Source organism: Arthrobacter sp. SLBN-122 (assembly GCF_006715165.1).
Lineage (GTDB): Bacteria > Actinomycetota > Actinomycetes > Actinomycetales > Micrococcaceae > Arthrobacter.
The window spans coordinates 1014267-1038407 of sequence record NZ_VFMS01000001.1; the positions used below are offsets into that span (position 1 = coordinate 1014267).

Here is a 24141-nt window from a genome sequence, read left to right on the forward strand (position 1 = left end):
CGGCGTCCTGCCTGCGGCCACGAATGAGCGCCACCCGGGGCGGGGCTGCCAGATGGCGGCCCCGCCCTCGACGGTTACCCGGCAGACCGCCGGCTCCGGCGGCGGACAAGCACCATCAGCAGGACCCCGACGGCGAGCGCGGCGGCAGCGGCAATCGCCGCGGTGACCAGTCCCCCGGCCCCCGTGGCGGCAAGAGTCCCGTCCGTGATGTTCCCGGCGGGAAGCACGGACGGAGCGGCGTCGATGATGAAACTGAGCTGGGCCGGGGCGGAAGCCACACCGTCCACCGCCTGCGTCACCGCCAGGACATGGGTCCCCGCTGCCGGCGCGGCGGGGAACGGAACCTGCCAGGTTCCCCCGTCTACCAGCACCAACGGCGCAAGGACCAGGCCCATGGAACGGGATCCCTGTGCGGCGCCGGCCGGCGCGGAGGAGAGCGGCTTCCCGTCGAGGGACACCGTCACATCAGCGCCGGTCAGCCCGGTACCCGCGATCGCTCCCGGCAGCGCGTCATGTTGAAGGTGCTGTCCGTCGGAAAGGCTGCTTACGGCCGGCGGCGGCGGCATGACGGCGAAGGCTGCCGTGGCGGCGGGGCTGTCCGGCAGGCCGGGGTAGGACTGCACTGCCGTGACGTTCACCTTGCCGTAAGGAGCCGGAGCCTGCAGCGGAATCAACCAGCGCCCGTCATCCCCCACCAGCGCAGAGCCTGCGACGTCGCCGGAGAGCGTCACCGTGGCGCGCGGTGTCCCCGTGCCTTCCACGGCATCCAAGCTGGTCAGCGGCTGGCTGGCCGGCGTGGTGATGACCGGCGCGGGAAGGAACGATGGCGCGATGAGCAGGCTCACTGTGGCCGGACCGGAACCGCTGAATCCGTTCACGGTTTCGGCGGTAAAGGTGAACGGGCCGGGCGCCTCCGGCGCAGTGAACGACCAGTTGCCCGCGGCGTCCAAGGGAACATCGAACGGCGGCCGGCCAGCAAAGGTGATGCGGACCTTTGATCCCGCGGCGACGGCGGAGGCGGGGGCGGCCGGGACCTGGCCCGTGATGCTGGTACCGGCTTTGACCGTACTGTCCGCAGTGGTCACGAGCCCGGGCTTGTTGAGGAAGAGTTCCAGCTGGTAGCCGGGAAGCACCTTGAGCGAGTCCTCCAGGGTGGCTGCCACGGCAATGTTCAGGACCCCGTCCGAGTCGCCGGCGGAATGGGTACCCACTGCGAAGTTCCCACTGATCCAAGGGCCGCCGGAGTCGCCGCCGCTGGACTGCACGTCGTAGGAGAGGAACCCGTTGAACGCGCGGATGTCGTTAGCGTTGGCGGGGTAGTTGGGGCCGCCAACCAGGAAGATCCCCACTGCACTGATATGGCCGCAGGACCACCCCGTCCTCCATCCGGAACGGCAGACGGGCATGCCGGGCACCGGGGACGCGGTGCCGATGATCTTGACGTCCGGGCCCGGCTGGGACGGGTCTCCGTGGGTGCTGGTGGCCGGAAGCGGATCCAGGCCCTGCGGGATGGTTCCAATGACGGCGATGTCAGTTCCCACATTGCCCGGATCGGCGACCGCTGTGTAGTCGGAGCCCGTGGGGGTGTTTGGGTCGAGCACCGGGGAGTTTCCAGGGCCGCCGAACTGGCTGAACTGGAAGCTGCCCAGGCGGCCCGCGGGCGCTCCGCCGAGCAGCAGGTCAGCCGTTTTAGCAGTGCCGTCTTCCGCGCAGTGCCCGGCGGTCAGGACAGTGGGCAGTCCCGCCGGGTCAAAGGCAGAGAAGCCTGTCGAACAGGTAAACCCGGTGTCGGACAGGTACCCGACCCCGCCGGGGACGTCCGTTTCCGGTTTGAGGGGGGCAGCGCCATCGAGCACGACGTTGGCGTACTTCGAGACGAATTCCGCTGGCGAGATCTTGCCAGGCACTGCGTCAGTGGACGGCGTGCCGGGTTGGTTGGAGGCAGTTCCGGGAGCACCGTCCTGGATTGACTGCGCGGATGCGACGCCGCCGGTCCGGATCACGAAGCTGCCGCCGGAGGTGACCACCGCCTGCAGCCCGGCCGTACCCACCTCTCGAACGTAGGCTTGGAAGAGCTGCTCCGTGCTGGCCGCCACCTGCGGGCCGGGTGCCGGAGCGGCGGGCTCTGCGGAGGGTGTCTGTTGGGGAGCGGACGACGGCGGTGGACTGGCTGGCGTGCCGGCAGGTTCAGTTGCCGGCGGCGTGGGATTCGGAGCGGGAACGGCCGGCTCTTCAAGAGAGATACCGGGAACGGTTGCAGCCAATTTTCCGACCGCCGACTCCAGTTCGGCTCCACCGCCGGTCACACTTATCTTGTTGTCCTGGAGCCTGATGCCGGCATAGCCGGGGATGGTGCGCAGCTGTTCCGCCGCAGCCGCTGCCCGGCTGCCCAGCTCCCCCGCCGCGGCGAACTGCTCCGGCGTGAGGCCCAGGTCCCGGAGTATGGCGGCGTCAAGGTCCGCCTGGGGGAGACTGTGGTTCCCGATCGGGCCGGCGGCACTGTCCCCGGCGGCGGTGCTGGCGGGACCTGGCGAAGAAGTGGCGGCGGGTTGGTTTTCGGAGCTCCCGCCCGGGTCCGTGAAGGCCCACCCAGGGGCGGCCCCGAACGCCGAGGCAGCCACTATTCCTGCGGCCGCCCCCAATGCCAGGCTGCGCTTTCCGTGCCTGGATGCTGTGGCTGTTGTCATCGTGGTTCCTTCGCGTAGGCAGCTCCGGACAGCACCAGGACAGCGTCCAGTTCCGAAGCGCTGAGTCCATTTGCCAGCAGGTAATTCCGGGTGTCCAGGCCGCGGACAAACGCGACCACCGCGAGCCCGCGCTGCTCCAGCAGCGGCGCAAGTTCCGGCTCAGTCAGGTACCGCTCTCGGCTGTGGGGCGGCCCGTGGGTGCGGTAGCGCTCATTGATGCCGCGGGCTGCCCGCCGGTAGCCCGCGGCGATAGCCTCGTCGGAGTCGCCAGCCAGGTCCTGGACCATGGCGGCGACAAGTCCGCTGCGGTCACGGCCGGCGGCACAGTGCAGCAGGACCTTCCCGCTGGGCGCGGCCAGGGCGATGCTCCGGAAGACACCCACCAGCTTCTCCGGAAAGAGCCGGGCATTTTCGGCGTAGTGGGCGGGATCGTTCAGGTAAGGGCCGGTGACGGCGGTGAAGCGTGGATCATCGGGCTCCTCCGTGGGCGCCTGCACCACGTCGATACCTGCCCAGGCCGCGGCCGGCACCACGGGATCGTTGTCCCGGCGCCGCCCCTCCGCAGCGTTACGAAGGTCCACGACGGTGCGGACGCCGTCGTCGAACACCTGCTTCCAGCCTGCTTCAGTCAGCCACTCACGCCGGCCCATCCGGTAGATGCCCCCCGAAACGTGCCATGCGTTGACAGCTCCATCCCAGTCCATGGGCCTGCCAAGTTTGTTCACCCGGACAGCTAACCACACGCTCCGGAATGCCGCACGTCACAAAAGCAGGTACCAAAAAGGGTACAAAGACCTCACGGCCAACACCGACTGGGCAATACTGTTGCGACTCCAGCTACTTCATGTGACTCATGTTCAAAGGGGAACTCAATGGGAAATACTTCATTACGACGCCGGCTCCCGGCTTTCGCGACCGGTCTCGCCAGCCTGGTAATGGCGTCGGGCATCGCGGCCATTCCAGCCGAAGCGGCCTCACCCAAGGTCGATTACGTCGCCTTGGGTGATTCCTATACCGCCGGCACGGGTGCAGGACCTTTCGACTTCGGCTACCCCTGTGATCGGACTCCCGGCGGTTATGTGGACGCCGTGGGAAAGACGGGGCGGGTTAACCTCCTAGACAACGCTGCCTGTCATGGCGCCTTCTTGACCCTTGACCCTTTAAGCCCCGTTCTGCACGACCTCAGAATCCCCAACGTTGAGCAGCAGATCAGCTCCCTCGCAGGTTCGTCCCTGACACCTGAAAGCGAACTGGTGAGCATTACCGCGGGCGCCAACGATGTGGGAGTGACCGGCGTCCTGCTGACCTGTCTGACTCAGCCTGCCCAAGACTGTACGGCCGCGATCCAGGCATCCGCCGCCTTGGTTCCCAGCATGCAGACACACTTTATGAGCGTTCTCCACCAGATTCATACTGCAGCACCGAACGCAAGAATTGCGGTCCTCGGCTACCCAAGGCTTTTCAACCCAACAACTCCATTCGGCCAGGCAGACCCCTCGCTGCTCTACTCCATCAACACGGCTGTGGATGGCTTGAATACTGCCATCGAAGGTGCGGTGGCAGCCTCCGGAACCGGCGCTGTATTCATCAATGTCAGCGGTGGCTTTGTGGGACATGAGGTCAATTCCGCAGACTCATGGATCTTCTTCAGCCCTCCCACGGTTAGCCCATCCGGGCCGGTTTTCGACCCAAGGAACTTCCACCCGAACAAGGAAGGGCACCGGGCATACGCCTCGGCTCTCCTGGAGGCTGTCAAACCTTCCCAGCTGGTCACCCGCTAGTTCACGGCAACCCGTTAGCCGCGCCGGGCGAGCCTATACTCAAGCCCGGCGCGGACGGCAGGCCATTCGTGGTCCAGGATGGAGAACACCACGGTGTCCCGAAGGTTTCCGTCGCTGGTCCGTGAGTGGCTGCGGAGCACCCCGTCCTGTTTTGCACCCAGCCGGGCAATGGCCTCCCGTGACTGGTGGTTCAGCCAGTGCGTGCGGAACTCCACGGCAGGGCAGCCGATCACCTCGAAGGCGTGCCTGAGCATCAGCAGTTTGGAATCCGGGTTGGTCCCGGTCCCCTGCACTGATGCCGCGTTCCAGGTGGAGCCGATCTCCACCCGCGGCGTGCCGGCGTCGATGTTCATGTAGGTGGTCATGCCAACGATGCGGCCCGGCCCTCCGCTAGCGGCGTCGATCAGCCGGGTGGTGAACGGAAGCATGGATCCCTGCTCCTGCAGGGACAGCCGCCGGCGGATCTCCGCCGCCATGGCGTCCGGAGCCGGGACAGAGGTGTACCAAAGCTTCCAGAGTCCGCCGTCGGTGGCCGCGTCCACCAGGCCGTCGTGATGCTCCTCCGCGAGAGGCTCCAGGATTACATGGCGGCCGGTCAGGGTAAGGGGTTCAAGGAAAGTCACTTCCCCAGCCTAGGCCCGCCCACCGGGCGGGTTACGCTGGGGAAACACCACGACGTCGAGCGAGGGAGTTATTTTGTCAGGAACCAATCCGGATCCCGAGGACGACAAGGTCACCGGCCTTGAGCCTGGTGGCGGGGTTCCGCCGGGCGAAACCCCGCCGGGCGAGGCATCAACCGCTGGCCCCCAGGGTCATGACGAGCATGGCACCAGGAAGGGCACGCAGTTCCTGTGGATCGCCATTATCGGCGTCGTCGTCGTCCTGTGCCTCCTGTACTTCATCGGCTACATTGTGGGTTTCTTCGACTAGCCAGCGCTCCTAGCTCGGCCAGTCGAAGAAACCCTTGCCCGTTTTGCGGCCCAGTTCCCCGCGGGCCACCTTGTCCTTCAGGATCTGCGGCGGAGCGAACCGCTCGCCCAAGGTGGAGTGCAGGTACTCGGCGATGCCCAGGCGGACGTCCAGTCCCACGATGTCCGTGGTTTTCAGCGGCCCGGTGGGGTGCTTGTAGCCCAGCACCATAGCGGCATCGATGTCCTCCGCGGACGCCACGCCTTCCTCCACCATCCGCATGGCCTCCAGCGCGATGGCCACGCCAAGGCGTGATGATGCGAACCCGGGGGCATCATTGACGACGACGGCGGTCTTGCCGAGTGCCTCCACCCACCTTTTCGCCTCGGCGGCAAGTCCGGGAGACGTGCGCTCGCCCAGCACCACCTCGATGAGCGTGGAAGCGGGCACGGGGTTGAAGAAATGCAGCCCCAGGAAGTTCTCCGGCCGCTTCAGCTCACGGGCCAGGCCGTTCACGGACAGCGACGACGTGTTGGATGCGATGAAGGCGTCTTCCGCCAGCCGTTCCTCGATGTCCCGCAGCGCCGAAACTTTCAGGTCCCAGTCTTCGGGGACCGCTTCCACCACAAGGTGGCGGTCCTTAAAGGCGTCATAGTCCACCCCGACGTTAAGCCTGGACACCATCTCGTCCAGGTTTGCGTCGGTCACGCCGCGCTCAATGCTCTTCGCGGCCGCGGACTCCACCCGTTCCCTGGCGGCCTCCGCCGACTGTTCGTCGCGTTCCACCACCAGCACGTCGGCACCTTTGATGAGGAAGGCGTGGGCAATGCCGGCGCCCATGCGGCCGCCGCCCAGCACGCCGACAGAAGTGGGAAGGTTGGCGGGAATTTCAACGTTGCTCATGGTTTACTTTCCGTCGGCGGGGGTGGCGGAGGCGGCGTTGGCCTTCTTCGCTGCGTTGCGGTCCAGGAATGCCTGCATGCGGTCGAACTTGGCCTGGGATTCGAACAGGATTCCCTGGGCCAGCTGGTCGATGAGCGGATGGGCTTCCGCGGGGGCGTGGAACACGGACTTGGTGATCCGTACCGCCAGCGGGTCCTGCCGGCCAATCCTGTTGGCCAGGCTGTGGGCTGCATCCAGAAGGTCTGCGGGATCGTGGATTTCGGTGATGAGGTTGGCAGCCCGGGCCTCCTCTGCGCCGAGAACCAGTCCGGCCAACAGGATCTGCTTGGCCAGCGGCTCGCCCACAAGTTCCTTGAGTCGCCAGCTCGCACCGGCAGCAGCGAGGATCCCGAGCCCTGTTTCCGGGTTGCCGATGCGGACATTGGGGGTGCCGATCCGGAAGTCCGCGGCATAGGCGAGTTCGGCGCCCCCGCCCAGGCAGTAACCGTCCAGCGCAGCGATGACCGGCATGGGGAGCTTGGCGATCCTGACGAAGATGGTGGAGTTGATTCCCTGCAGGGCGTCATCCCGGCGCCGTTCGCGCAGCTGGGCGATGTCGGCGCCGGAGGCGAAGACTCCGTCCACACCGGCGATGATCAGCACCTTGGGGTTCTGTTCCAGCGCTGCGCAGACGGTATGGAGCTCATCCACCATCTGCTGGTCAATGGCATTCTTCACGTCGGGCCGGTTGAGCAGCACCACCACGCGGTCATCCCGCTCCTCCACCAGCAGGGCGGCGAAGTTTTCCGATGCCAGGTCTACGGCCATCCCCATCAAATCTTCTCCAGCAGCATCGCGGTGCCCTGGCCAACGCCCACGCACATGGTGGCCAGGCCGATTCGGGCGTCTTCGCGTTCCATCCGGCCCAGCAGGGTAATGGCAAGCCGTGAGCCGCTGGAACCGAGCGGGTGCCCCAGGGCGATGGCTCCGCCGTCGCGGTTGACGATCTCCGGCTCCAGCCCCAGGCGCCGGATGCAGGCCAGTGACTGCGTGGCAAAGGCTTCATTAAGTTCGACGGCGGACAGGTCACCGACGCTCAGGCCGCTTCGCTTGAGCACTTTCTGGGTGGCGGGGACTGGACCAATGCCCATGATCTCGGGTTCACAGCCGGCGGAGGCGCCGTCGATGATGCGGGCCCGGGGGATGAGGCCCAGCCGCTCGATGGCGGCCTCGGAGGCCACGATGATCGCTGACGCGCCGTCGTTGAGGGATGATGAGTTCCCCGCGGTGACCACGGATCCGCCGTGTGCCACGGGTTTGAGTCCCGCCAGAACGTCCATGCTGGTGCCGGCGCGGGGGCCCTCGTCCGTGTCCACCACGGTCTCGGACTTGCGGGACTTGACGGTCACCGGGACGATCTCGTCTTTGAAGCGGCCGGCCTGGATGGCATCCAGGGCCAACTGGTGGGAGCGGACCGCGAACGCGTCAGCGTCCTCGCGGGAGATCCCGTCCACCCTGGCCACTTCCTCGGCCGTTTCAGGCATCGAGTACGTCATCTTCCCGTCGCGGGACAGTCCGCCGTGCTGGAAATGAGGGTTGGTGAACCGCCAGCCGATCGAGGTGTCGAAAATCTGGCCCGGCTTGGCAAATGCGGCGGCGGGCTTCTCCTGGACCCAGGGTGCCCGGCTCATGGATTCAACGCCGCCGGCGATGACAATGTCCGCGGCTCCGGCCTTGATCATGTGGCTGGCCTGGATGATGGCGCTCAGGCCGGAGGCGCAGAGCCGGTTGACGGTGATCCCGGGAATGTGCAGCGGCAGCCCGGCCAGCAGAGTGGCCATCCGGGCAACGTTCCGGTTCTCCTCCCCCGCGCCGTTCGCATTGCCGAGTATGACCTCGTCAATGCTGTCGGGATCCAATCCGGCACGTGCCACGGCTTCCCGGACCACCAGGGCCGCAAGATCGTCCGGGCGCACGGTGGACAGCACGCCCCCATACCTGCCCACGGGCGTTCGGACCCCACCTACAAGGAAAGCCTGCGGACCTGCGGTTGCAGCCATGGAAACACCCTTCACGCGATAAACAGCACTGTCATCGGCGGCCGGCGCAGCGGAATCATCCACTTACCGACCGTTCGTTCTGTAAATGGTACACGGGAGGCCGTGGGCGCGCATCCGGTTACAGGACGGTCACCCCCAGGTGCGCTGCCATGAGCGGCGCGAGGAGTCCCAGCTGGTAGTCGTCAATAACCATGCCGGCCAGGCTGCCGAGTCCACTGATCCTGCGGAATTCGGTGCCCCTGAGGTCGAAGTCCTTCAGCTTGGCCCCAGCCAGGTCCAAGGTTCCCACGGTGCAGTCCACGAGCTTCACGCGGGTTGCCACCGCGGCACCAAGGTCAAGTTCATTGATGATGCACCCCGTGATCAGCACGTCCGCGAGCTTGGCGCCGCGGAGGTTGAGGAAGTCCAGCTTGCCGCCGTCGATCCGCACGGACTGCCAGCCGCTTTCGTACAGTTCCGCGGAACCCAGGCGGGGATTCCGGAACTCCACCTCCTGCCAGGTGCTGCGGGCGCCCCTGAACACCGGCGCGTACAGCTCCGCAAGGACGCAGTCGCGGAACGACACGCCGCGGAGCTGGGTTTCATTGAAGGAAGGGGCATCAAATTCGCATTCGGCAAAGACGGCACCGCCCAGGTCCAGGCCGTCAGCGACCGCACGGTTGAACCGGGCGTTCTCATGCCTCCCGCCCCGCCGGAACTCGAGTTCCGGAAGGTCCTCAAGGTCCTGCAGTTCCACGGGGGAAAGCCGGGGCGGGGCCACCTTTGCCGCGCCTTTGCCGCGCACTTTATCCATGACCCTGAGCCTAACGGCGGGCACCGACAAGATACAGCACGCGGAATCCGAGGGCCTTGCAATAGTAAGCAAGCTTTGCTTATCGTGAAAGGGCACGGTTGATCGACGGAAACGAAAGGAGGCCGGAACCATGGGCCTCGGAGACAAGATCAGTAACGCGGCAGAGGACCTTGGCGGCAAGGCCAAGGAAGCTGCAGGCAACGTGACCGATAACGACCGTCTGAAGGCAGAAGGCCAGGCCGACCAGGTCAAGGCAGATGCCAAGAAGGTCGGCGAAAATGTCAAGGACGAGTTCAAGCGGGACTAGTTCCTTGCTGGTGCAGCCGTAGCGAACGGCGTGCTGCAACAGCCCCACGGCGGTGGATCCACTGGATCCACCGCCGTTTCGCTGTCGAGATCCCATCGACAGCTGAGTACGTGTCGTTTTAAGGCGTCATAACGGCACGTACTCAGCAATCTATGGGATTCACCATCCACTGCGGGTGGGAGTGTGCCCCTTCCGGGAATCCTCGGGCATGGTCATTTCTGCCCGGAAGCCGAGCAGGCGGATAGGGCGGCCCGGCTCGATTTTTGACACCAGATCGAGCGCCGCCGCCAGGACGACGGCGGGATCCGACGTCGCCGGGATCTTCCGGCCGAAGGTGGTGGTGCTGAACGGGGCATACCGCACCTTCAGCGTCAGGCCAACCACCGGCCGCCCCTCGGCAGCAACATCCTCCAGTACCCGGGCAGCCAACTCCCTGACGGCGTCGTCAATCTCCGCAGCGTCTGTCAGGTCGTGCTGGAAGGTTGTCTCTCGGCTGTGGCCCCGCGCCACCCACGGCGTATCGTCCACCACGCGGGCTCCGTCACCCCGCCCAAGCTGGGCATACCAGGGACCCATTTTGGGGCCGAACTCCGGGACGAGGTCATTAGGGTCCGCGGCCGCCAGGGCAGCAACGGTCTTGATGCCCAGCCTGGCCAGGCGCTGCGACACCTTGGTTCCCACACCCCACAGGTCAATCGTGGGCCGGTCCCCCATCACCTCGAGCCAGTTGCCCTGCGTAAGCCGGAAGACGCCGGCAGGCTTGCCGAACCCGGTGGCGACCTTGGCACGGACCAGGGTGTCACCGATGCCGATGCTGCAGTGGAGACTTGTTTCCACCAGGACTGCCTTCTGGAGTTGCCGGGCCCAGGCCTCCGGATCCGCCGCCTCAATGCCAACGAATGCCTCGTCCCAGCCGAGCACCTGCACGGTGGCTCCGGGCTGTGAGCGCAGCACGGCCATGACCTTCTCCGACGCTTCAAGGTACGCCTCGTGGTCCACGGGCAGGATGACAGCGTCCGGCACTTTCCGCGCCGCGATGCGCAGAGGCATTCCCGAACCCACGCCGTAGGCCCTGGCTTCGTAGGACGCGGTGGACACCACTGCCCGCTCGGTGGGGTCGCCGCGGCCGCCCACGATCACCGGCTTGCCCGCAAGTTCAGGCCGGCGGAGCACCTCGACGGCGGCGATGAACTGGTCCAGGTCCACATGCAGCACCCAAGGTTCGCTCACATCCCCCAGTCTGCCCCGGGCCGGCGGCGCAGGCCACCCTCCCGCGACCTCCAGGGCTGGACCGTAAAAGGCGGGACTTCCCCGGAACGTCCGGTTAGCCTTGGCCGATGACCATCGTTGACCTGAGCGCTGCAAGCGCCGTCGCAGGCGGCTCCCCGGGCCTGCGCGGCTACCTGGCCGTACCTGAAGGGCCTGGCCCTTTCCCCGCCGTCGTGATGATCCACGAGGTGTTCGGCCTCGATGACCAGACCCGCCGGCATGCGGACCGGCTGGCCCGGGCCGGCTACCTCACCCTGGCGCTGGACCTGTTCAGCGACGGCGGCCGGCGGCGCTGCCTGGTAGGAACCATGCGTGCCATGGCGGCGCGGACGGGCCGGCCCTTCGTTGACATCGCCACAGCGCGAAAATGGCTTGCGGAATCGGAACTGGGCAACGGCAGGACCGGGGTGATCGGCTTCTGCATGGGCGGCGGATTCGCCCTGCTGGTGGCACGGGACGGGTTCGACGCCGCCTCCGTCAACTACGGGCGGCTCCCGGGAAAGCAGCAGGAGGACCTGGTGGAAGCGCTGCGCGGAGCCTGTCCGATCGTGGCCAACTACGGCGGCGTTGACAAGTCGCTGAAGGGAGCCGCCGCGCGGCTCGAATCAGCCCTGGACCAGTTGGGCATTGAGCACAGCGTGAAGGAATTTCCTGCGGCCGGCCATTCCTTCCTCAATGATGAAGAGCTGGGCCCGGCACTTCTCCGGCCGCTGATGCGGGTCATGGGCGTGGGACCGGACCCGGAGTCTTCGCCCGAAGCGTGGCGGCGCATTGAAGACCACTTCGCCACGTACCTGAAGGGCTAATCTCCATCGAGTGCTCCGTAGCTGCCCTTTTGAACGCCCAAAACGGCAGCTACGGAGCAATCGACGGAAAACGCCGACGGCGGGCCGCCCCACCAAAAGGGGGCGGCCCGCCGTCGAACTTTGTTTAAGGAAGCGTCAGCTGAAGAGCTCGCTCTTAGGCTGGTTGTTCTTGACCTTCTGCCAGCCCAGCCACAGGACCACCGCAAAGAACGGAATGGTGCCCAGGGTCCACAGGCCCAGGTAGAACACCTCGCCGGACTTGCTGGTCATGGTGTCGAAGCCGATCAGGACCGTGATGGCCAGCAGCCCCACCAGGCCGGCCCAGCTGGTCCACGGCGAGCCGGGCATCGCCAGGCCGGAGGTGACGCCCTTGCGCCGGCGCAGCATGATCTGGCTGGCAAAGATGGAACCCCAGCAGAAGATAACGCCGATCGAGGCGGTGTTCAGGGCCAGGTCGAACGCGTGCGAGCCGCCCAGCCAGATGTTCAGCATGATGCCCACCAGGTAGAAGGCCGCGATGGCAAGGATGGCCGCGTACGGGACGTGCCGCTTGGACATCTTTGTAAGCCACTGCGGGGCATGGCCGTTGTTGGCCATGGTGCGGAACACGCGGCCGATGGAGTACAGGCCGGAGTTGCAGGAAGACAGGGCGGCGGTGATCACGATCATGTTCATCACGTCGCCCACCCAGCCCAGGCCCATCTGGCCGAACACGGTCACGAACGGGGACGTGCCGGCCTTGTACTGGTCGGACGGCAGCAGCATGGCCAGCAGGGTCACTGAACCGACGTAGAACACCACAATGCGGAGGACGACGGCGCGGATCGCCTTGGGCACTTCGCGTTCCGGGTTCTGCATCTCGCCGGCGGTGATGCCCACCAGTTCGATGCCGTTGTAGGCGAAGATCACGGCGTTCAGGACCAGCACCATCACCAGGGCGCCCTTGGGGAACATTCCGCCCTCAGCGGCGAAGAGGTTGGCCACCGACGCGTGGCCGTCACCCACCTGGGCGTTGGTGACCACCATGAAGGTGCCCACGGCCAGGAAGATCAGGATGGCGCCCACCTTGAGGCAGGACGCCCAGAATTCGAACTCGCCGAAGGCCTTGACGCTGAGCAGGTTGACGGCAACCAGCAGGACCAGGGCGGCGATGGCCGAGGCTTCCACCGGGACATTGGGGAAGAAGAACTGGAAGTACAGGCCGATCGCGATCAGTTCGGCGATGCCGGTCATGCCCCAGTTGATGAAGTACATCCAGCCGGAGAGGAAGGCGCCCTTCTTGCCGAACATCTCGCCGGCGTAGCTGACGAACGAGCCGGAGGTCTGGCGGTACATGATGAGTTCGCCCAGGGCACGCATGAGCAGGTAGGCGATCACGCCGGCGATGGCGTAGGAGAAGATCAGGGCGGGGCCGGTGGAGGCGAGGCGGCCGCCGGCTCCCATGAAGAGGCCGACGCCGATGGCGCCGCCCATGGCGATCATGGTGACATGGCGCCTGCCCAGCGTCTTGCTGTAGCCCTCGGCACTGAGGGTGGGGTCGACGACGGCGGTTGATGGTGCCGTGCTGTTCTTTAGGTCTATGGGGGTACTTTGAGGCACAACTGTTCCTTGTGGGTTGGGGGTTGGCCGCATCCGGACTTCGTATGATCAGGCTCACAAAATTCGGCTTTACGTCTCTGGACCTACAAATGTGAGCGCGGGATCCTCGAACTGCCGAAGCTTCACGCGGCCTGACCATCTTACAAGACGGTGCGGGGTGGTACGTGACGCGCACTACACGCTGGCCGCCGGAGATAGGCTGGCGGCATGGCAACAGTCCACCGCTTACCGCCCGCTCCGCAGCCCCAGCTGTACCGCTTTTCCCGCCTGGACCTGGCCACCCTGTGCCTCTACGTCGCCATCGCCGGGTTCTTCGCAGCCGCCGGCGACCTGCTGGCCCCGTTCCTCCGGCAGATCGCCCCGTCGCCTGCCGCCGCGTCCTATGCAGTGAACCTTTTGTTCTATGCCTCGGTGGGAATACTGGCGCTGCTGGCGGCCCGCAGAGTTGCGGTCCGCGACCTCAGGGTGCTGGCAACCCGGCCGTGGTTCACGCTGCTGATGGTCCCGGCAGCCGTAATCGCGATGATGATCCTCACCGCGGTTGTGGTGGCGGCGAACGGGCAGGTGGAGACCTCGGCAAACCAGGCGGGACTGCAGGCACTCATGCAGCAGGTCCCCGCCTGGCTCATGGTTCCACTGCTGGTGGTGGTGGGCCCGTTCGTGGAGGAATACATCTTCCGGCACCTCCTGATTGGCAAGCTCAGCAGGCGCATCAACGTTTGGATCTGCTGCGCCCTTTCCGTGGTGCTGTTCGCAGCGCTTCACATCGTGGGGCAGGAAGCGATCACCCTCACGGCGCTGCTCCCCTACCTGGCCATGGGTGCCACGCTGGTATTCGTCTACATGTGGACCGGGAAGAACCTGATGTTCTCCTACTTCGTCCACGCCGCCAAGAACCTGCTGGCGGTGATCCTGGTCTACGCCATCCCGCCGGAACTCTTTGAGCAGATGCAGAACATCCAGGCGTAGCGCCTGCATGTTCTGCACGGGCAGTCACCCCTGACAGGTGTTCACGCCGGAAGTGTGTACCCGCGGAACGTGAAGCGGTGGCTGCCACTGGTCCGGCCCGCGATGTAGACCTTGATGCCGTCGGCCGCGTTGGTGCCGCCCAGGTAGCGGTAGCTTTCGCCCGGATTGTAAACGGCCGGGGCATCCGGGTCCGTGGGCAAACCGGGCCCGAACTCGACGACATCCCGGCCAACCCGGTAGGTTCCGGTCCCTGACAGCAACTGGAAGGTTCCGGGTGCACCCGCCGGCTGGACGCCGTCGAGCACTCCACCGGGCCGGAACGTGAGCTCCAGGGCAAAAGCGGTGTGGGTGCCCGCGAAACCGATGTCCAGGCCAACGTGCCCGTCGCCACAGTCCACACTGATCTCCGTGGCCAACCGGTGGACGTCCGCCGGCCGGGCAGTGAACTCCATCCCGGCGCTGAACCGGCCTTCATGCTCCAGCGCGTATATTCCGTCGGCCCTCAGTTGCTCCGGCGGCAGCGGCTGGTAGAAGCTCGCTTCCAGCTCTTCCCGCAGGACCACGGAACGGCCACGCCGGGCCGTGTGCTGGCTGCGGAACGGCCCCAGGTCGAAGAAACTCCTGGACAGCCGCACGTCGGACAGCACCGCTGCACCGTTTCCGAAGCGGAGGAAAGTGGGGTTGGTGGCGAGGCCAGACCCCACCCCCGGGACCAGGGAATCACAGCCGCCGAACACCGTGGCCACGGTACCGGCAGAGCGGAACCGGAAGGCACCGCAGCTGTCCAGGGCCGCCTCCACCGGAGCGAGGGCGGCAGGCAGGTCCAGCGGCAGGGACAAAGCAGCGTCCGACGGCAGCGCGGGCGGAAGTGCCCCGGCCAGCCACGGATCCAACCTGGTGAGGGCCAGCAGCTTGGCGGGTTCGTGGAGTGGAAGGGCGGCCAGCCAGGCGGCTGCGGCTGCGAAATCGGCACGTCCGTCCTGCGTGGCCAGGCGCCGGTAAAGATGGAAGAACGGGGCAGCGCTGAAGGCAAGCCACTGGTCCTGCCGCCGGGAGAACACCGACTCCACGCTGCCGTCCCCGTTGAACCAGGGCAGGAAGGCGGTGAGGTTCCGCCGGACGTGGTCCAGGAGTTCGGGCCGGTCCGTGCTGTCCGCAATGGTCAGCAGGGATGGGTTGGTGACCGCCGTGGCGTAGAGCGGACTCCGTTCCGAATACATGCCGTCCGGCAGCTGGTCTATTCCTTCGGCCAGCCACTGTGCAATCCGCTCCCCAATGTCCTGGCGCGGCTGGAGTCCGTTGATCTGGGCCAGTGCTGCGCAGAGCTCCCACCGGTGGTTGGGCGTGTGGACACCGCCGGCCACCATGGCGTCAATGCTCCTGGCAACGATCCCGGCCAGCCGGGTATCGACGTCGGACAGCAGCGTCGCGGCCGCGTCCGTGGCCCGGATGATCCGTAACGCCAGGCAGAGGTCGTTCAGGGTAAAGGCCGAGTCCGGGGGCGAGGATAGATTCGTGCCGTCGAACAGGCCGGTGGGCCCCTGCAGCGCTTCAAGCCTGTCCAGGCACCCGCCCATGGCTTTCCCCAGCCGTTCCTGGCGATGGAACCCGGAACCGGGCTGGGTGAAGGTGGTTACCAGTGCCAGCAGCCTGGCCATGGCGGGCCGGTGCGCCAGGGCCGGGACGTCGTCGTCGTGCGCTACCAGGAACGCCGCCACGTGCCCGTCCGCCGCTTCCGCCACCCGTTCCAGGAATGCTGTGTCCGCTGTTGCTGTCTGCAATGTTGCTGCCTTTCACTAATCTTTCAGGCCGGCGCTGACGTCCGCGTTCAGTACGTACTTCTGGAAGACGAAGAAGACCAGCACCAGCGGCAGGAGGGAAATCACGGAAGCCCCCAGGAGGACAGGCCAGTCGATGTTTTCCGCACCCACGATGCTTCGCAGCGCCACCTGCAGGGTGTACCACTTGGGATCGTTCAGCACGATCAGCGGCCAGATGTAGTCGTTCCAGCGCCATTGAAAGGAGAAGATGGCCAGTGTGAACAGGATGGGCTTGGAGAGCGGGAGCATGATCCGGAAGAAGATGGCCAGCTCGCCGGCGCCGTCAATCCGGGCGGAATGCAGCAGGTCGTCCGGAACCGTAAGGAAGAACTGCCGGAACATGAACACGCCGGTTGCCGTCAACACGGACGGGACGATGATGCCCACCAGCGAGTTGTACAGCCCCAGGTCCCGGATCACCGAGAACGTGGGGTTCAGGATGACCTCGGTGGGCAGCATGGTGGTGGCCAGGATGCAGACAAAGAACAGCCGCGTGCCCTTGTTGTTGTACTTGGCCAGCGCGTAGCCGGTGCAGGCGCTGAAGAAGACCGTCAGCACCGTGGTCACGATGGACACCGTTGCCGTGTTCAGAAAGTACTGGGCAAAGTCCACCCGTTCCCAGGCATCCACAAAGCCCTGGAACGTCCATTCGCGGGGAATCATGGACAGGGGGTAGCTGAACAGCTCACTGCCGGGCTTGAACGAGCTGAGCAGGAACCACAGCAGCGGCAGCGCATAGATGGCGGCGATGAGCCACATCAGGGCGGTCAGGGGAACGGATGCCTTGGCCCGGATTTCAGTGTTGCCCGGCTGGTGCCGGGCCTTCCTCCGGGCTTGCCGGACGGAGGCCCGCTCCGCACCCAGGGCGGGTTCCTCCGCCACGGCGGGAGGCAGGTTGGCAGCTGTTGCCATGGGTCAGCCCTTCTTCCGGTTGAACCGCAGCTGGATGAGGGCGATGGCCAGCAGGACAACCATCAGCACCATGGAGGCCGCGCTCGCGTAACCCACCTTTGACTGCTCGAAGCCGGTTTTGTAGATGTACTGCACGATCAGGGTGTTCTGCGTCCCCGGGCCGCCTCCGGTCAGCGCTTGGATCATGGCGAACTCCTTCATGGCGTGGATGGTGGAGAGCAGGATGACCATGAACGACGTCGGCGCGATGCCCGGCAGGGTGACGTTGCGGAAGCGCTGCCAGGCGTTGGCGCCGTCCAGCTCTGCTGCCTCGAGGAGGGACTCCGGAATGTTCTTCAGCGCCGCAATGAACAGCAGCATGTTGAAGGCGGTGCCGCCCCACGCCGACGCGAAGATCACGACGGCCAGCGCCAGGTTGCCGTCGCTGGACCACGGCAGCGGGTTCCCACCGAAGGTGGAGATGACAAAGTTCACAAACCCGAAGTCCTGGCCGAAAAGCCACTTCCAGATGACGCCCACCACGATGGGCGAAATCAGCCACGGCAGGAAGATCACCATCTTTGCCGCGGTGCGGCCGCGGACCGCCTTGCTGACCAACAGCGCGGCGACGCCCAGGGAACAGAGGTAGACCAGCGGAACGGACAACACGGTATACACAAAGGTCCGGCCCAGCGCGGCGTAGAAGCCGGCATCGGCGAAGAGCTTCTGGAAGTTGGCGAGGCCGATGAAGTGCAGTTTGCCGATCCCGCGGTAGTCCGTGAAGGAGTACAGCAGCCCCAGCGCCCCCGGCCATACGAAGAACACCAGGAAGAGGACAACGTTGACGCCGATCAGGACCAGCGGGGCGATGACATAGCGGTTTCGGCGCTTCTGTGCGGATTTGCTGCGGACAGGCGCCGGCGCCGGTGCGTCCGGCGCCGGCGCAGTGCTGATGGTTGGTTGCGCCACGGGATCAGGCGCCGTTGTAGAGCTTCACGATGTTGTCCACCGTGGTCTTTGCGTCCTGGCCGCCGGAGAGCATCTTGACGGTCTCCTCGCGCAGCGGGTCGCCGGAGAACGGCGTCTCGGCGTAGGCCTCGGCCACCACGCGCTTGATGGCGTTGTCGCCCTTGGCCTGGTTGCCGGAGATCTGCTGCTGGTACAGCTCAAAGGAAGGCTGCTGGAACTGGTACTCCACCTTGAGGTCCTTGGCAGGCAGGTATCCTCCCAGCTGCGCGAACTCGATGTAGTTGGCGTCCTGGTAGAACCAGTCAATGAACTTTTTAGCTTCCTCGTCCGCACCAGTGTCCTTGAACGCGACCATGAACCCGCCGCCGAGATTGGTGGCGTTGACTTCCTTCTTCGGCAACGGGACTGACAGCCATTCGAAGTCCTTGATGTTCTTGTTGAAGTCCGCAACCTGCCAGCTGCCGGAGTAGTATGCGGCAACCTGGCCGCTCTTGAACATGGCGTTGCCATCCTCGCCGCTGAGCCAGACGGACTTAGGCATGGTCTGGTCATCGTTGATCTTCCGGAAGTACTCCAGGGTCTCCACGGCTTTGGCGTCGCCGGCGTATTTGCCGTTTTCCTTGGCGAAGGCCGTGCTGCCGAACTCGTACATCATGGCGCGCAGGCGGTGTCCGGAACGGTCCATGACCACGCCGTACTTGGCTCCGGCCTTCTCGCGGACCTGGTTGACGGCGGCTATGAATTCGTCCCACGTCCAGGTGTTCCCGATCGCCGTCGGGTATTTGACTCCCGCCTTATCGAACAGGCTTTTGTTGACGAACAGTCCGACGGCGGTGAGGTCGGACGGGATGGCTGGGATGATGCCGTCCGGGGACTCCTGGAGGTACTTTTCGTCTATTCCGTGGGACTTGGCAATGTCGGTGAGGTCCTGGAGCTGGTTGACCCAGAGCGGGTCAATGCTGGTCACACGGGCCAGCGCCGGGAGGTCGTTTGCCGTGGCTGCGTTCTTCAGTTTGGTGGTGATGTCAGCCGTGGGAACGTCCACCACTTCGATGGTGATGCCGGTGGCTTCCTTGTACTTCTTCGCCGCCGCGGCAAACGCGCCGCCCTGGTTGGTGTCGCCGGACAGGACGAGCTGCAGGGTCTTGGCGCCTCCGTCAGAGGACCCGCCTCCTCCCCCACAGGCCGTGAGGCCCGCGGCCAGGGCTGACAGCCCGAAGGCCGTCAGGCCGAACTGGCGGCGGCTGATGCTGGAGATTCTTGTCTTCTCTGACAATGCTCTGTCCTGTCTCTCGGTGTGAGGGAAAACCCTTTCCGAAGAAAACTGTGACCTATGTCATGACATAAAGTCAAGAATACTTTTCAGCAGCTTTGCCCTTGGGTCCTCCTTTCCCCGGCATCTTCCGCTTCGCCCCGGCCGCCTCTACCGTTGACGGATGGGACTGAACATCCAGATAGTCATCGATTCCGCCCGCCCCCATGAGCTCGCCGACTGGTGGGCGGAAACCCTTCAATGGGCGGTGGAACCCCAGGACGCCGGCTTCATCCGCTCCATGATCGAGCAGGGGTACGCCACCGAGGGCCAGACCATGACCCACCGGGGCAACCTGGTGTGGAAGGACGGTGCCGCCATCAGGCCACCGGAAGAGATAGAGTCCAAGGCCCCCGAGCGGCGCATCCTGTTCCAGACCGCGCCCGAAGGCAAAACGGTGAAGAACCGGGTGCACTGGGACGTCCGGCTGGACGGCCGGGACAAGGACGAGGTCCGCAGCGAACTCGAGGCCCGGGGCGCCTCCTTCCTCTGGTCCGCGCGGCAGGGCCCGCATTCCTGGCACACCATGGCCGACCCCGAGGGCAACGAGTTCTGCATCAGCTGACGCCGATTACTAGACTTGGACGGTGAGCAACCAGATCCCCGCCCCGGTGTCCGATGTCTTCGATCCCACGCGCTGGCGGGTGGTCTCCGGCTTCGAGGACTTCCAGGACATGACCTACCACCGGCAGGTGGAGCGGGATTCCGACGGCGGCTGGGTACGTGACCTGCCCACCGTCCGGATTGCCTTCAACCGCCCGGAGGTCCGCAACGCGTTCCGGCCGGGCACCGTGGATGAGCTCTACCGGGCCATGGACCACGCCCGGATGACCCCCGACGTCGCCACCGTCCTGCTGACCGGCAACGGCCCCTCCCCCAAGGACGGCGGCCACTCCTTCTGTTCCGGCGGCGACCAGCGGATCCGTGGCCGGGACGGCTACAGATATGCCGACGGCGAGACCCAGGAAACCATCGACCCCGCCCGGGCCGGCAGGCTGCACATCCTGGAAGTCCAGCGGCTCATGCGCACCATGCCCAAGGTGGTCATCGCCGTCGTTAACGGCTGGGCAGCGGGCGGCGGGCATTCCCTGCACGTGGTCTCAGACCTCACCATCGCCTCGCGGCAGCACGGAAAGTTCAAGCAAACTGATGCCACGGTGGGAAGTTTCGACGCCGGCTACGGGTCCGCGCTGCTGGCCCGGCAGGTGGGGCAAAAGGCAGCACGGGAGATTTTCTTCCTGGCCCGCGAATATTCCGCTGAAGACATGGTTCGGATGGGCGCCGTCAACGAAGCCGTAGACCACCAGCGGCTCGAAGAGGTCGCCCTGGAGTATGCGGCGGACATCGCGCGCCAGTCCCCACAGGCCATCCGTATGCTGAAGTTCGCCTTCAACCTCGCCGACGACGGCCTGGCCGGCCAGCAGGTATTCGCCGGTGAGGCTACCCGCCTGGCATATATGACGGACGAGGCCGTGGAGGGCAAGGAGGCCTTCCTGCAAAAACGCGACCCCGACTGGTCACGCTTCCCGCACTACTTCTAAGGCAGGACGCCAATGAACAGCGAAGAAACCCCGGCATCTGCCCCCACCGGGCCCCTGAACATCGAACCCGCCCTGAAAGCCCTCGCGGCCGCCCTCCATGGCGAGGGCCCCGCCGTCGAACTGTCCGTGGGCCCGGACGGTGCGCTGGTGGTGGGCCACGTGGAAACGCCTGGCTGCGATGACGCCGTGGCTGTGGTCCGCACCTCAGGTTCCACCGGCACACCCAAAGCAACCCTGCTGACCGTGGAATCCCTGGCGGCCTCCTCCATGGCCACGGCCCTGCGGCTCAAGGGCGAGGGCCAGTGGCTGCTGGCGCTGCCCGTCCAGTTCGTTGCCGGTATCCAGGTGCTGGTGCGGTCCCTGTTCGCCGGCACCCGGCCCTGGGTCATGGACATGTCCGGCGGCTTCACCCCGGAGGCCTTCACCGCCGCCGCGCTGGAACTGACGGACAAGATCCGGTTCACGTCCCTGGTGCCCACCCAGCTGCAGCGGCTCCTGGACGATCCCTCGCCGGACACGCTCGCCGTCCTCCGCCGCTTCAACGCCATCCTGCTGGGCGGCGCCCCCGCTCCGCCGGCCCTTCTGGCAGCTGCCCGCGACGCCGGGGTCCGGGTGGTCACCACCTACGGTTCGGCCGAAACTTCCGGCGGCTGCGTGTACGACGGCTACCCCCTGGAGGGCGTCTCGGTCCGGGTGGCCGAGGACGGCCGGATCCTGCTGGGCGGTGACACGGTGGCCGCCGGCTACATCGAGGCACCGGACGAGGAAACCGGAACCTTCTTCGAGGAGGACGGCGTGCGCTGGTACCGCACCAGCGACCTGGGTGCCATTGACGACGACGGCCGGCTCACCGTGCTGGGCCGGGCGGACGACGTCATCATCACCGGCGGCGTGAAGGTCTCCGCGGGGCACGTCCAGGAGCAGCTGGAAAAGTCCGACGCCGTCGCCTCAGCTTTCGTGGCCGGGGTACCGTCCGCGGAATGGGGCCAGGCCGTGGCGGCCTACGTGGCCCTCGCCCCCGAAGCCGCTGCCCGGCACCATGCCGGGGACGCCGCCGTCGTGCTCCAGCAACAGTGGCAGCAGCAGCTGGGGGTCCTGGCGCCCAAAACCGTCCTCACCGCACCGGCCCTGCCGATGCTGCCCAACGGCAAACCGGACCGGCTCGCCATGACCGCCGAACTCAGCGCCCTGCACGGGGGAAAGTAGAGTTGGACCTGCACCACCGCGGCGGGTGCGCACGTTCCGTCCTGCCGTCTTACCGAAACAACACGAGGTACTAACCGTGGCCACAGCCGCCCAATGGATCCAAGGCGCCCGACTCCGGACGCTGCCGGCAGCGATCGCGCCTGTGCTGATCGGCACTGCCGCCGCCTACGAAATGGACTCGTTCCTCCTGCCCAACGCCATCCTCGCGGCGCTGGTGGCCCTCCTGCTCCAGGTGGGCGTGAACTTTGCCAACGACTATTCGGACGGCATCCGCGGGACCGACGATGACCGGGTGGGTCCGCTGCGGCTGGTGGGCTCCGGCGCCGCGAAGCCTGAACACGTCAAGTGGGCGGCGTTCGGAGCCTTCGCCCTGGCCATGGTGTTCGGCCTGGTCCTGGTGTTCCTCACCCAGGCGTGGTGGCTGATTCTGGTGGGGCTGGGCTGCGTCATGGCCGCCTGGGGCTACACCGGAGGCAAGAACCCCTACGGCTACATGGGCCTGGGCGATCTCTTCGTCTTCGTGTTCTTCGGCCTGGTGGCCACCTTGGGCACCACCTACACGCAGGCCGGCCACATCAGCCTGTCCGCGGTCATTGGCGCCATCGGCACCGGATTGATCGCCACGGCGCTGCTCATGGCCAACAACGTCCGGGACATTCCCACGGACATGCAGGCCGGGAAGAAGACCCTGGCCGTGCGGCTGGGGGACAAGCATGCCCGTGAAAGCTACGTCCTGATGCTCGCCGTCGCCATCCTGCTGGTGGTGATCCTGGCGCCGGGCCGGCCGTGGATCCTGATCGTGCTGCTGCTCATTCCGGCCTGCCTGATGCCGGCCTGGCTGATGATCAACGGGCGGAAGCGCAAGAGCCTGATTCCGGTCCTGAAGCAGACCGGCCTGATCAACCTTGGCTACAGCGTGCTGTTCTCACTGGGACTGATCCTCAGCCACGGGTTCTAGCCCTTGTGGTTGCTGCCTTTGGCGTTGTTGATGGTGATGTCCGGATTGGCGTCAAGCAGGGCGTCCTCGGCGTTGGCGTCCTGGACCTCGCCGGCGGAACGCAGCGGCTTGGCCTTCCCTGAGAATCGGTGCTGCAGGGCTGCTGCGGCGGCGTCGCGCTGCTTCTGGAAGAAGAGGTAACTGATGGCAAAGGCAATCAGCGCGGCGCAGATCACGGACATCAGCACTCCCACCTGCAGAAGCGCGAACAGGGCAAACAGGGGCACGAAGATCGCCAGCCGGATCAGGGAATATTTCAAAAAGGCCACTATTCAAGTTTAGCCGCCTCCGCCAGCGGTCCCTGCGCGTCCTGACGATAGACTTAATGGCATGCTCTTCCGTGTGGCTTTGGCCGTCGCAGTCCTCGTCATCTTCGTGTATGGCCTGGTGGACGTGATTCGCACTGAGGGCCGCCTGACCCGTGGAATATCAAAACCGGCCTGGATCATCGTGCAGATCGTCCTGCCCGTCCTGGGTGCCATCCTGTGGCTCGTGATCGGCAGGCCGCGCGGCACGGCGCAGCCGCGCCCCAGCTACCCGCATCCCACCGCCCCCGACGATGATCCGGATTTCCTCCGCAACCTTGAGGCCCGCCGGCGCAACCAGGCCGAGGCGGAGCGCCTGAAGAAGCTCCGGGATGAGCTGGAGGCGAAAGCCAAGGAGGACGGCGGCAAAGGCCGGCGCGGCACCGATGAACACGATGCCGACGGACTGAAGTAGGGTCCATGGCGTTCCAACCCGGCGGAGATGAGGGGCGCCTGCCTGCTCCCCCACCGAGGCCCGGCCTGTCCTACTCCGCGCCACCGCCCATCCCCGTCACTCCCCCGCTGCCCCGGGTTGTCCGGACGGCCCGCACGCTTTGGGTTCTCAGCTTCGTCGCTGGGCTGGCCGTCCTGCTGGGATCGTTTGTGGCCCGTGACTCCAACCTGCAGCGGCTTCGTGGGGTGGTCGCGGACATGGCGGCGGGCAGCGACGCCGAATCGGTGGGTACCGCGGCGGAAATCGTGTTTTGGGGCAGCATTGGCGCCCTGTTGCTGGTGAGCGCGCTCGAAGCAGCTTTCCTGGGCGCCGCGCTGGGCCGCCGTAACTGGGCCCGCTGGGTCTTGCTGCTGCTGCTGGCCGCCCACGTTCCCGTCCTGCTCCTGGCATCGGCGTTCCTTGTTCCCAGCGGCGCCGAGGGCAGTTACGTAGTCATGCTGTGGGGCGCCGGCCTGCTCCTTGCGGCCTCCGGGATGGTATTTCTGTTCCTGCCGGCCGCCGGAACCTGGCTGAAACGCAAGGCTGCCTGAAGCGGGCGCCTGGCTGGAGCAGGCGCCTGGCTGGAGCAGGCGCCTGGCTGGGGA

Annotated in this window: 25 protein-coding genes; 11 read left to right on the forward strand and 14 right to left on the reverse strand. The window is 65.9% G+C overall.

Annotated features, from left to right (window positions below):
* Positions 1-74 precede the first annotated feature (74 nt).
* Complete coding sequence (locus FBY36_RS04825) at positions 75-2687, reverse strand: S1 family peptidase (RefSeq protein ID WP_200830438.1); 2613 nt, start codon at positions 2685-2687, stop codon at positions 75-77.
* Positions 2684-3391 (reverse strand): tyrosine-protein phosphatase, encoded by a 708-nt coding sequence (locus FBY36_RS04830; RefSeq protein ID WP_142117580.1) that lies wholly within the window; start codon positions 3389-3391, stop codon positions 2684-2686. Before FBY36_RS04830 ends, FBY36_RS04825 begins: the two co-directional genes overlap by 4 nt.
* A gap of 168 nt (positions 3392-3559) precedes the next feature.
* Here FBY36_RS04830 and FBY36_RS04835 point away from each other — a divergent pair, with 168 nt between their 5' ends.
* A complete protein-coding gene (locus FBY36_RS04835; RefSeq protein ID WP_142117581.1) occupies positions 3560-4468 on the forward strand; it encodes an SGNH/GDSL hydrolase family protein in 909 nt (302 codons plus the stop codon).
* Between the two features lie 14 nt (positions 4469-4482).
* Here the strand turns inward: FBY36_RS04835 and FBY36_RS04840 are convergent, their stop codons facing one another.
* Positions 4483-5091, reverse strand: coding sequence for a GNAT family N-acetyltransferase (locus FBY36_RS04840; RefSeq protein ID WP_142117582.1), 609 nt, complete (start codon positions 5089-5091; stop codon positions 4483-4485).
* A 73-nt stretch (positions 5092-5164) separates the two neighbouring features.
* On the opposite strand from FBY36_RS04840, the gene FBY36_RS04845 reads away from it, so the two are divergent.
* Entirely contained in the window at positions 5165-5398 is a 234-nt protein-coding gene (locus FBY36_RS04845; protein WP_056328827.1) for a DUF6480 family protein, read from the forward strand.
* A gap of 9 nt (positions 5399-5407) precedes the next feature.
* On the opposite strand, the gene FBY36_RS04850 is transcribed toward FBY36_RS04845, so the two are convergent.
* The 4 genes from FBY36_RS04850 to FBY36_RS04865 all read right to left on the reverse strand — a co-directional run bounded on the left by FBY36_RS04850 (position 5408) and on the right by FBY36_RS04865 (position 9112).
* Positions 5408-6280, reverse strand: a complete 873-nt coding sequence (locus FBY36_RS04850; RefSeq protein ID WP_142117583.1) for a 3-hydroxyacyl-CoA dehydrogenase family protein — start codon at positions 6278-6280, stop codon at positions 5408-5410.
* Between the two features lie 3 nt (positions 6281-6283).
* Positions 6284-7093, reverse strand: a complete 810-nt coding sequence (locus FBY36_RS04855) for an enoyl-CoA hydratase/isomerase family protein (RefSeq protein WP_200830439.1) — start codon at positions 7091-7093, stop codon at positions 6284-6286.
* Complete coding sequence (locus FBY36_RS04860) at positions 7093-8319, reverse strand: thiolase family protein (protein WP_142117584.1); 1227 nt, start codon at positions 8317-8319, stop codon at positions 7093-7095. Before FBY36_RS04860 ends, FBY36_RS04855 begins: the two co-directional genes overlap by 1 nt.
* A 118-nt stretch (positions 8320-8437) precedes the next feature.
* The gene (locus FBY36_RS04865; RefSeq protein ID WP_142117585.1) at positions 8438-9112 is read right to left on the reverse strand and encodes a pentapeptide repeat-containing protein; all 675 of its coding nucleotides are present in this window, start codon (positions 9110-9112) and stop codon (positions 8438-8440) included.
* A 130-nt stretch (positions 9113-9242) separates the two neighbouring features.
* Here FBY36_RS04865 and FBY36_RS04870 point away from each other — a divergent pair, with 130 nt between their 5' ends.
* The gene (locus tag FBY36_RS04870) at positions 9243-9419 is read left to right on the forward strand and encodes a CsbD family protein (RefSeq protein ID WP_056328815.1); all 177 of its coding nucleotides are present in this window, start codon (positions 9243-9245) and stop codon (positions 9417-9419) included.
* A 159-nt stretch (positions 9420-9578) separates the two neighbouring features.
* On the opposite strand, the gene FBY36_RS04875 is transcribed toward FBY36_RS04870, so the two are convergent.
* The gene (locus tag FBY36_RS04875) at positions 9579-10649 is read right to left on the reverse strand and encodes a DNA polymerase IV (protein WP_442858230.1); all 1071 of its coding nucleotides are present in this window, start codon (positions 10647-10649) and stop codon (positions 9579-9581) included.
* Positions 10650-10756: 107 nt separating this feature from the next.
* Here FBY36_RS04875 and FBY36_RS04880 point away from each other — a divergent pair, with 107 nt between their 5' ends.
* Entirely contained in the window at positions 10757-11494 is a 738-nt protein-coding gene (locus FBY36_RS04880) for a dienelactone hydrolase family protein (RefSeq protein WP_142117586.1), read from the forward strand.
* 135 nt (positions 11495-11629) lie between these two features.
* Here FBY36_RS04880 and FBY36_RS04885 read toward each other — a convergent pair whose 3' ends face one another.
* Entirely contained in the window at positions 11630-13093 is a 1464-nt protein-coding gene (locus FBY36_RS04885; RefSeq protein WP_142117587.1) for an amino acid permease, read from the reverse strand.
* A 207-nt stretch (positions 13094-13300) separates the two neighbouring features.
* Here FBY36_RS04885 and FBY36_RS04890 point away from each other — a divergent pair, with 207 nt between their 5' ends.
* On the forward strand, positions 13301-14062 hold the full coding sequence (locus tag FBY36_RS04890; RefSeq protein ID WP_142117588.1) for a CPBP family intramembrane glutamic endopeptidase: 762 nt from the start codon (positions 13301-13303) through the stop codon (positions 14060-14062).
* A 41-nt stretch (positions 14063-14103) separates the two neighbouring features.
* Here the strand turns inward: FBY36_RS04890 and FBY36_RS04895 are convergent, their stop codons facing one another.
* Genes FBY36_RS04895 through FBY36_RS04910 form a run of 4 tightly spaced genes read right to left on the reverse strand, consistent with a single transcriptional unit; the run spans position 14104 to position 19018 of the window.
* Positions 14104-15843 carry a hypothetical protein gene (locus tag FBY36_RS04895; protein ID WP_142117589.1) on the reverse strand — a complete coding sequence of 580 codons (1740 nt, stop codon included), beginning with the start codon at positions 15841-15843 and terminating at the stop codon, positions 14104-14106.
* 15 nt (positions 15844-15858) lie between these two features.
* The gene (locus FBY36_RS04900) at positions 15859-16794 is read right to left on the reverse strand and encodes a carbohydrate ABC transporter permease (protein WP_200830440.1); all 936 of its coding nucleotides are present in this window, start codon (positions 16792-16794) and stop codon (positions 15859-15861) included.
* 3 nt (positions 16795-16797) lie between these two features.
* Positions 16798-17742 (reverse strand): carbohydrate ABC transporter permease, encoded by a 945-nt coding sequence (locus FBY36_RS04905; protein WP_200830441.1) that lies wholly within the window; start codon positions 17740-17742, stop codon positions 16798-16800.
* Positions 17743-17746: 4 nt separating this feature from the next.
* A complete protein-coding gene (locus FBY36_RS04910) occupies positions 17747-19018 on the reverse strand; it encodes an ABC transporter substrate-binding protein (RefSeq protein ID WP_142117590.1) in 1272 nt (423 codons plus the stop codon).
* 160 nt (positions 19019-19178) lie between these two features.
* Between FBY36_RS04910 and FBY36_RS04915 the strand changes: the two genes are divergently transcribed.
* From FBY36_RS04915 to FBY36_RS04930, 4 genes are all read left to right on the forward strand, one after another.
* Positions 19179-19619 carry a VOC family protein gene (locus FBY36_RS04915; RefSeq protein WP_142117591.1) on the forward strand — a complete coding sequence of 147 codons (441 nt, stop codon included), beginning with the start codon at positions 19179-19181 and terminating at the stop codon, positions 19617-19619.
* Between the two features lie 22 nt (positions 19620-19641).
* On the forward strand, positions 19642-20595 hold the full coding sequence (locus FBY36_RS04920; RefSeq protein ID WP_142117592.1) for a 1,4-dihydroxy-2-naphthoyl-CoA synthase: 954 nt from the start codon (positions 19642-19644) through the stop codon (positions 20593-20595).
* A 12-nt stretch (positions 20596-20607) separates the two neighbouring features.
* Positions 20608-21801: an AMP-binding protein gene (locus FBY36_RS04925; RefSeq protein ID WP_200830442.1), complete on the forward strand. Its 1194-nt coding sequence runs from the start codon at positions 20608-20610 to the stop codon at positions 21799-21801.
* Between the two features lie 76 nt (positions 21802-21877).
* A complete protein-coding gene (locus FBY36_RS04930) occupies positions 21878-22759 on the forward strand; it encodes a 1,4-dihydroxy-2-naphthoate polyprenyltransferase (RefSeq protein ID WP_142117593.1) in 882 nt (293 codons plus the stop codon).
* On the opposite strand, the gene FBY36_RS04935 is transcribed toward FBY36_RS04930, so the two are convergent.
* On the reverse strand, positions 22756-23067 hold the full coding sequence (locus FBY36_RS04935; protein ID WP_200830443.1) for a DUF4229 domain-containing protein: 312 nt from the start codon (positions 23065-23067) through the stop codon (positions 22756-22758). The genes FBY36_RS04930 and FBY36_RS04935 overlap by 4 nt on opposite strands.
* Positions 23068-23128: 61 nt before the next feature.
* On the opposite strand from FBY36_RS04935, the gene FBY36_RS04940 reads away from it, so the two are divergent.
* Positions 23129-23518: a PLD nuclease N-terminal domain-containing protein gene (locus FBY36_RS04940; RefSeq protein ID WP_142117595.1), complete on the forward strand. Its 390-nt coding sequence runs from the start codon at positions 23129-23131 to the stop codon at positions 23516-23518.
* Between the two features lie 5 nt (positions 23519-23523).
* The gene (locus FBY36_RS04945; RefSeq protein WP_235008724.1) at positions 23524-24087 is read left to right on the forward strand and encodes a hypothetical protein; all 564 of its coding nucleotides are present in this window, start codon (positions 23524-23526) and stop codon (positions 24085-24087) included.
* The last annotated feature ends 54 nt before the right edge of the window (positions 24088-24141 follow it).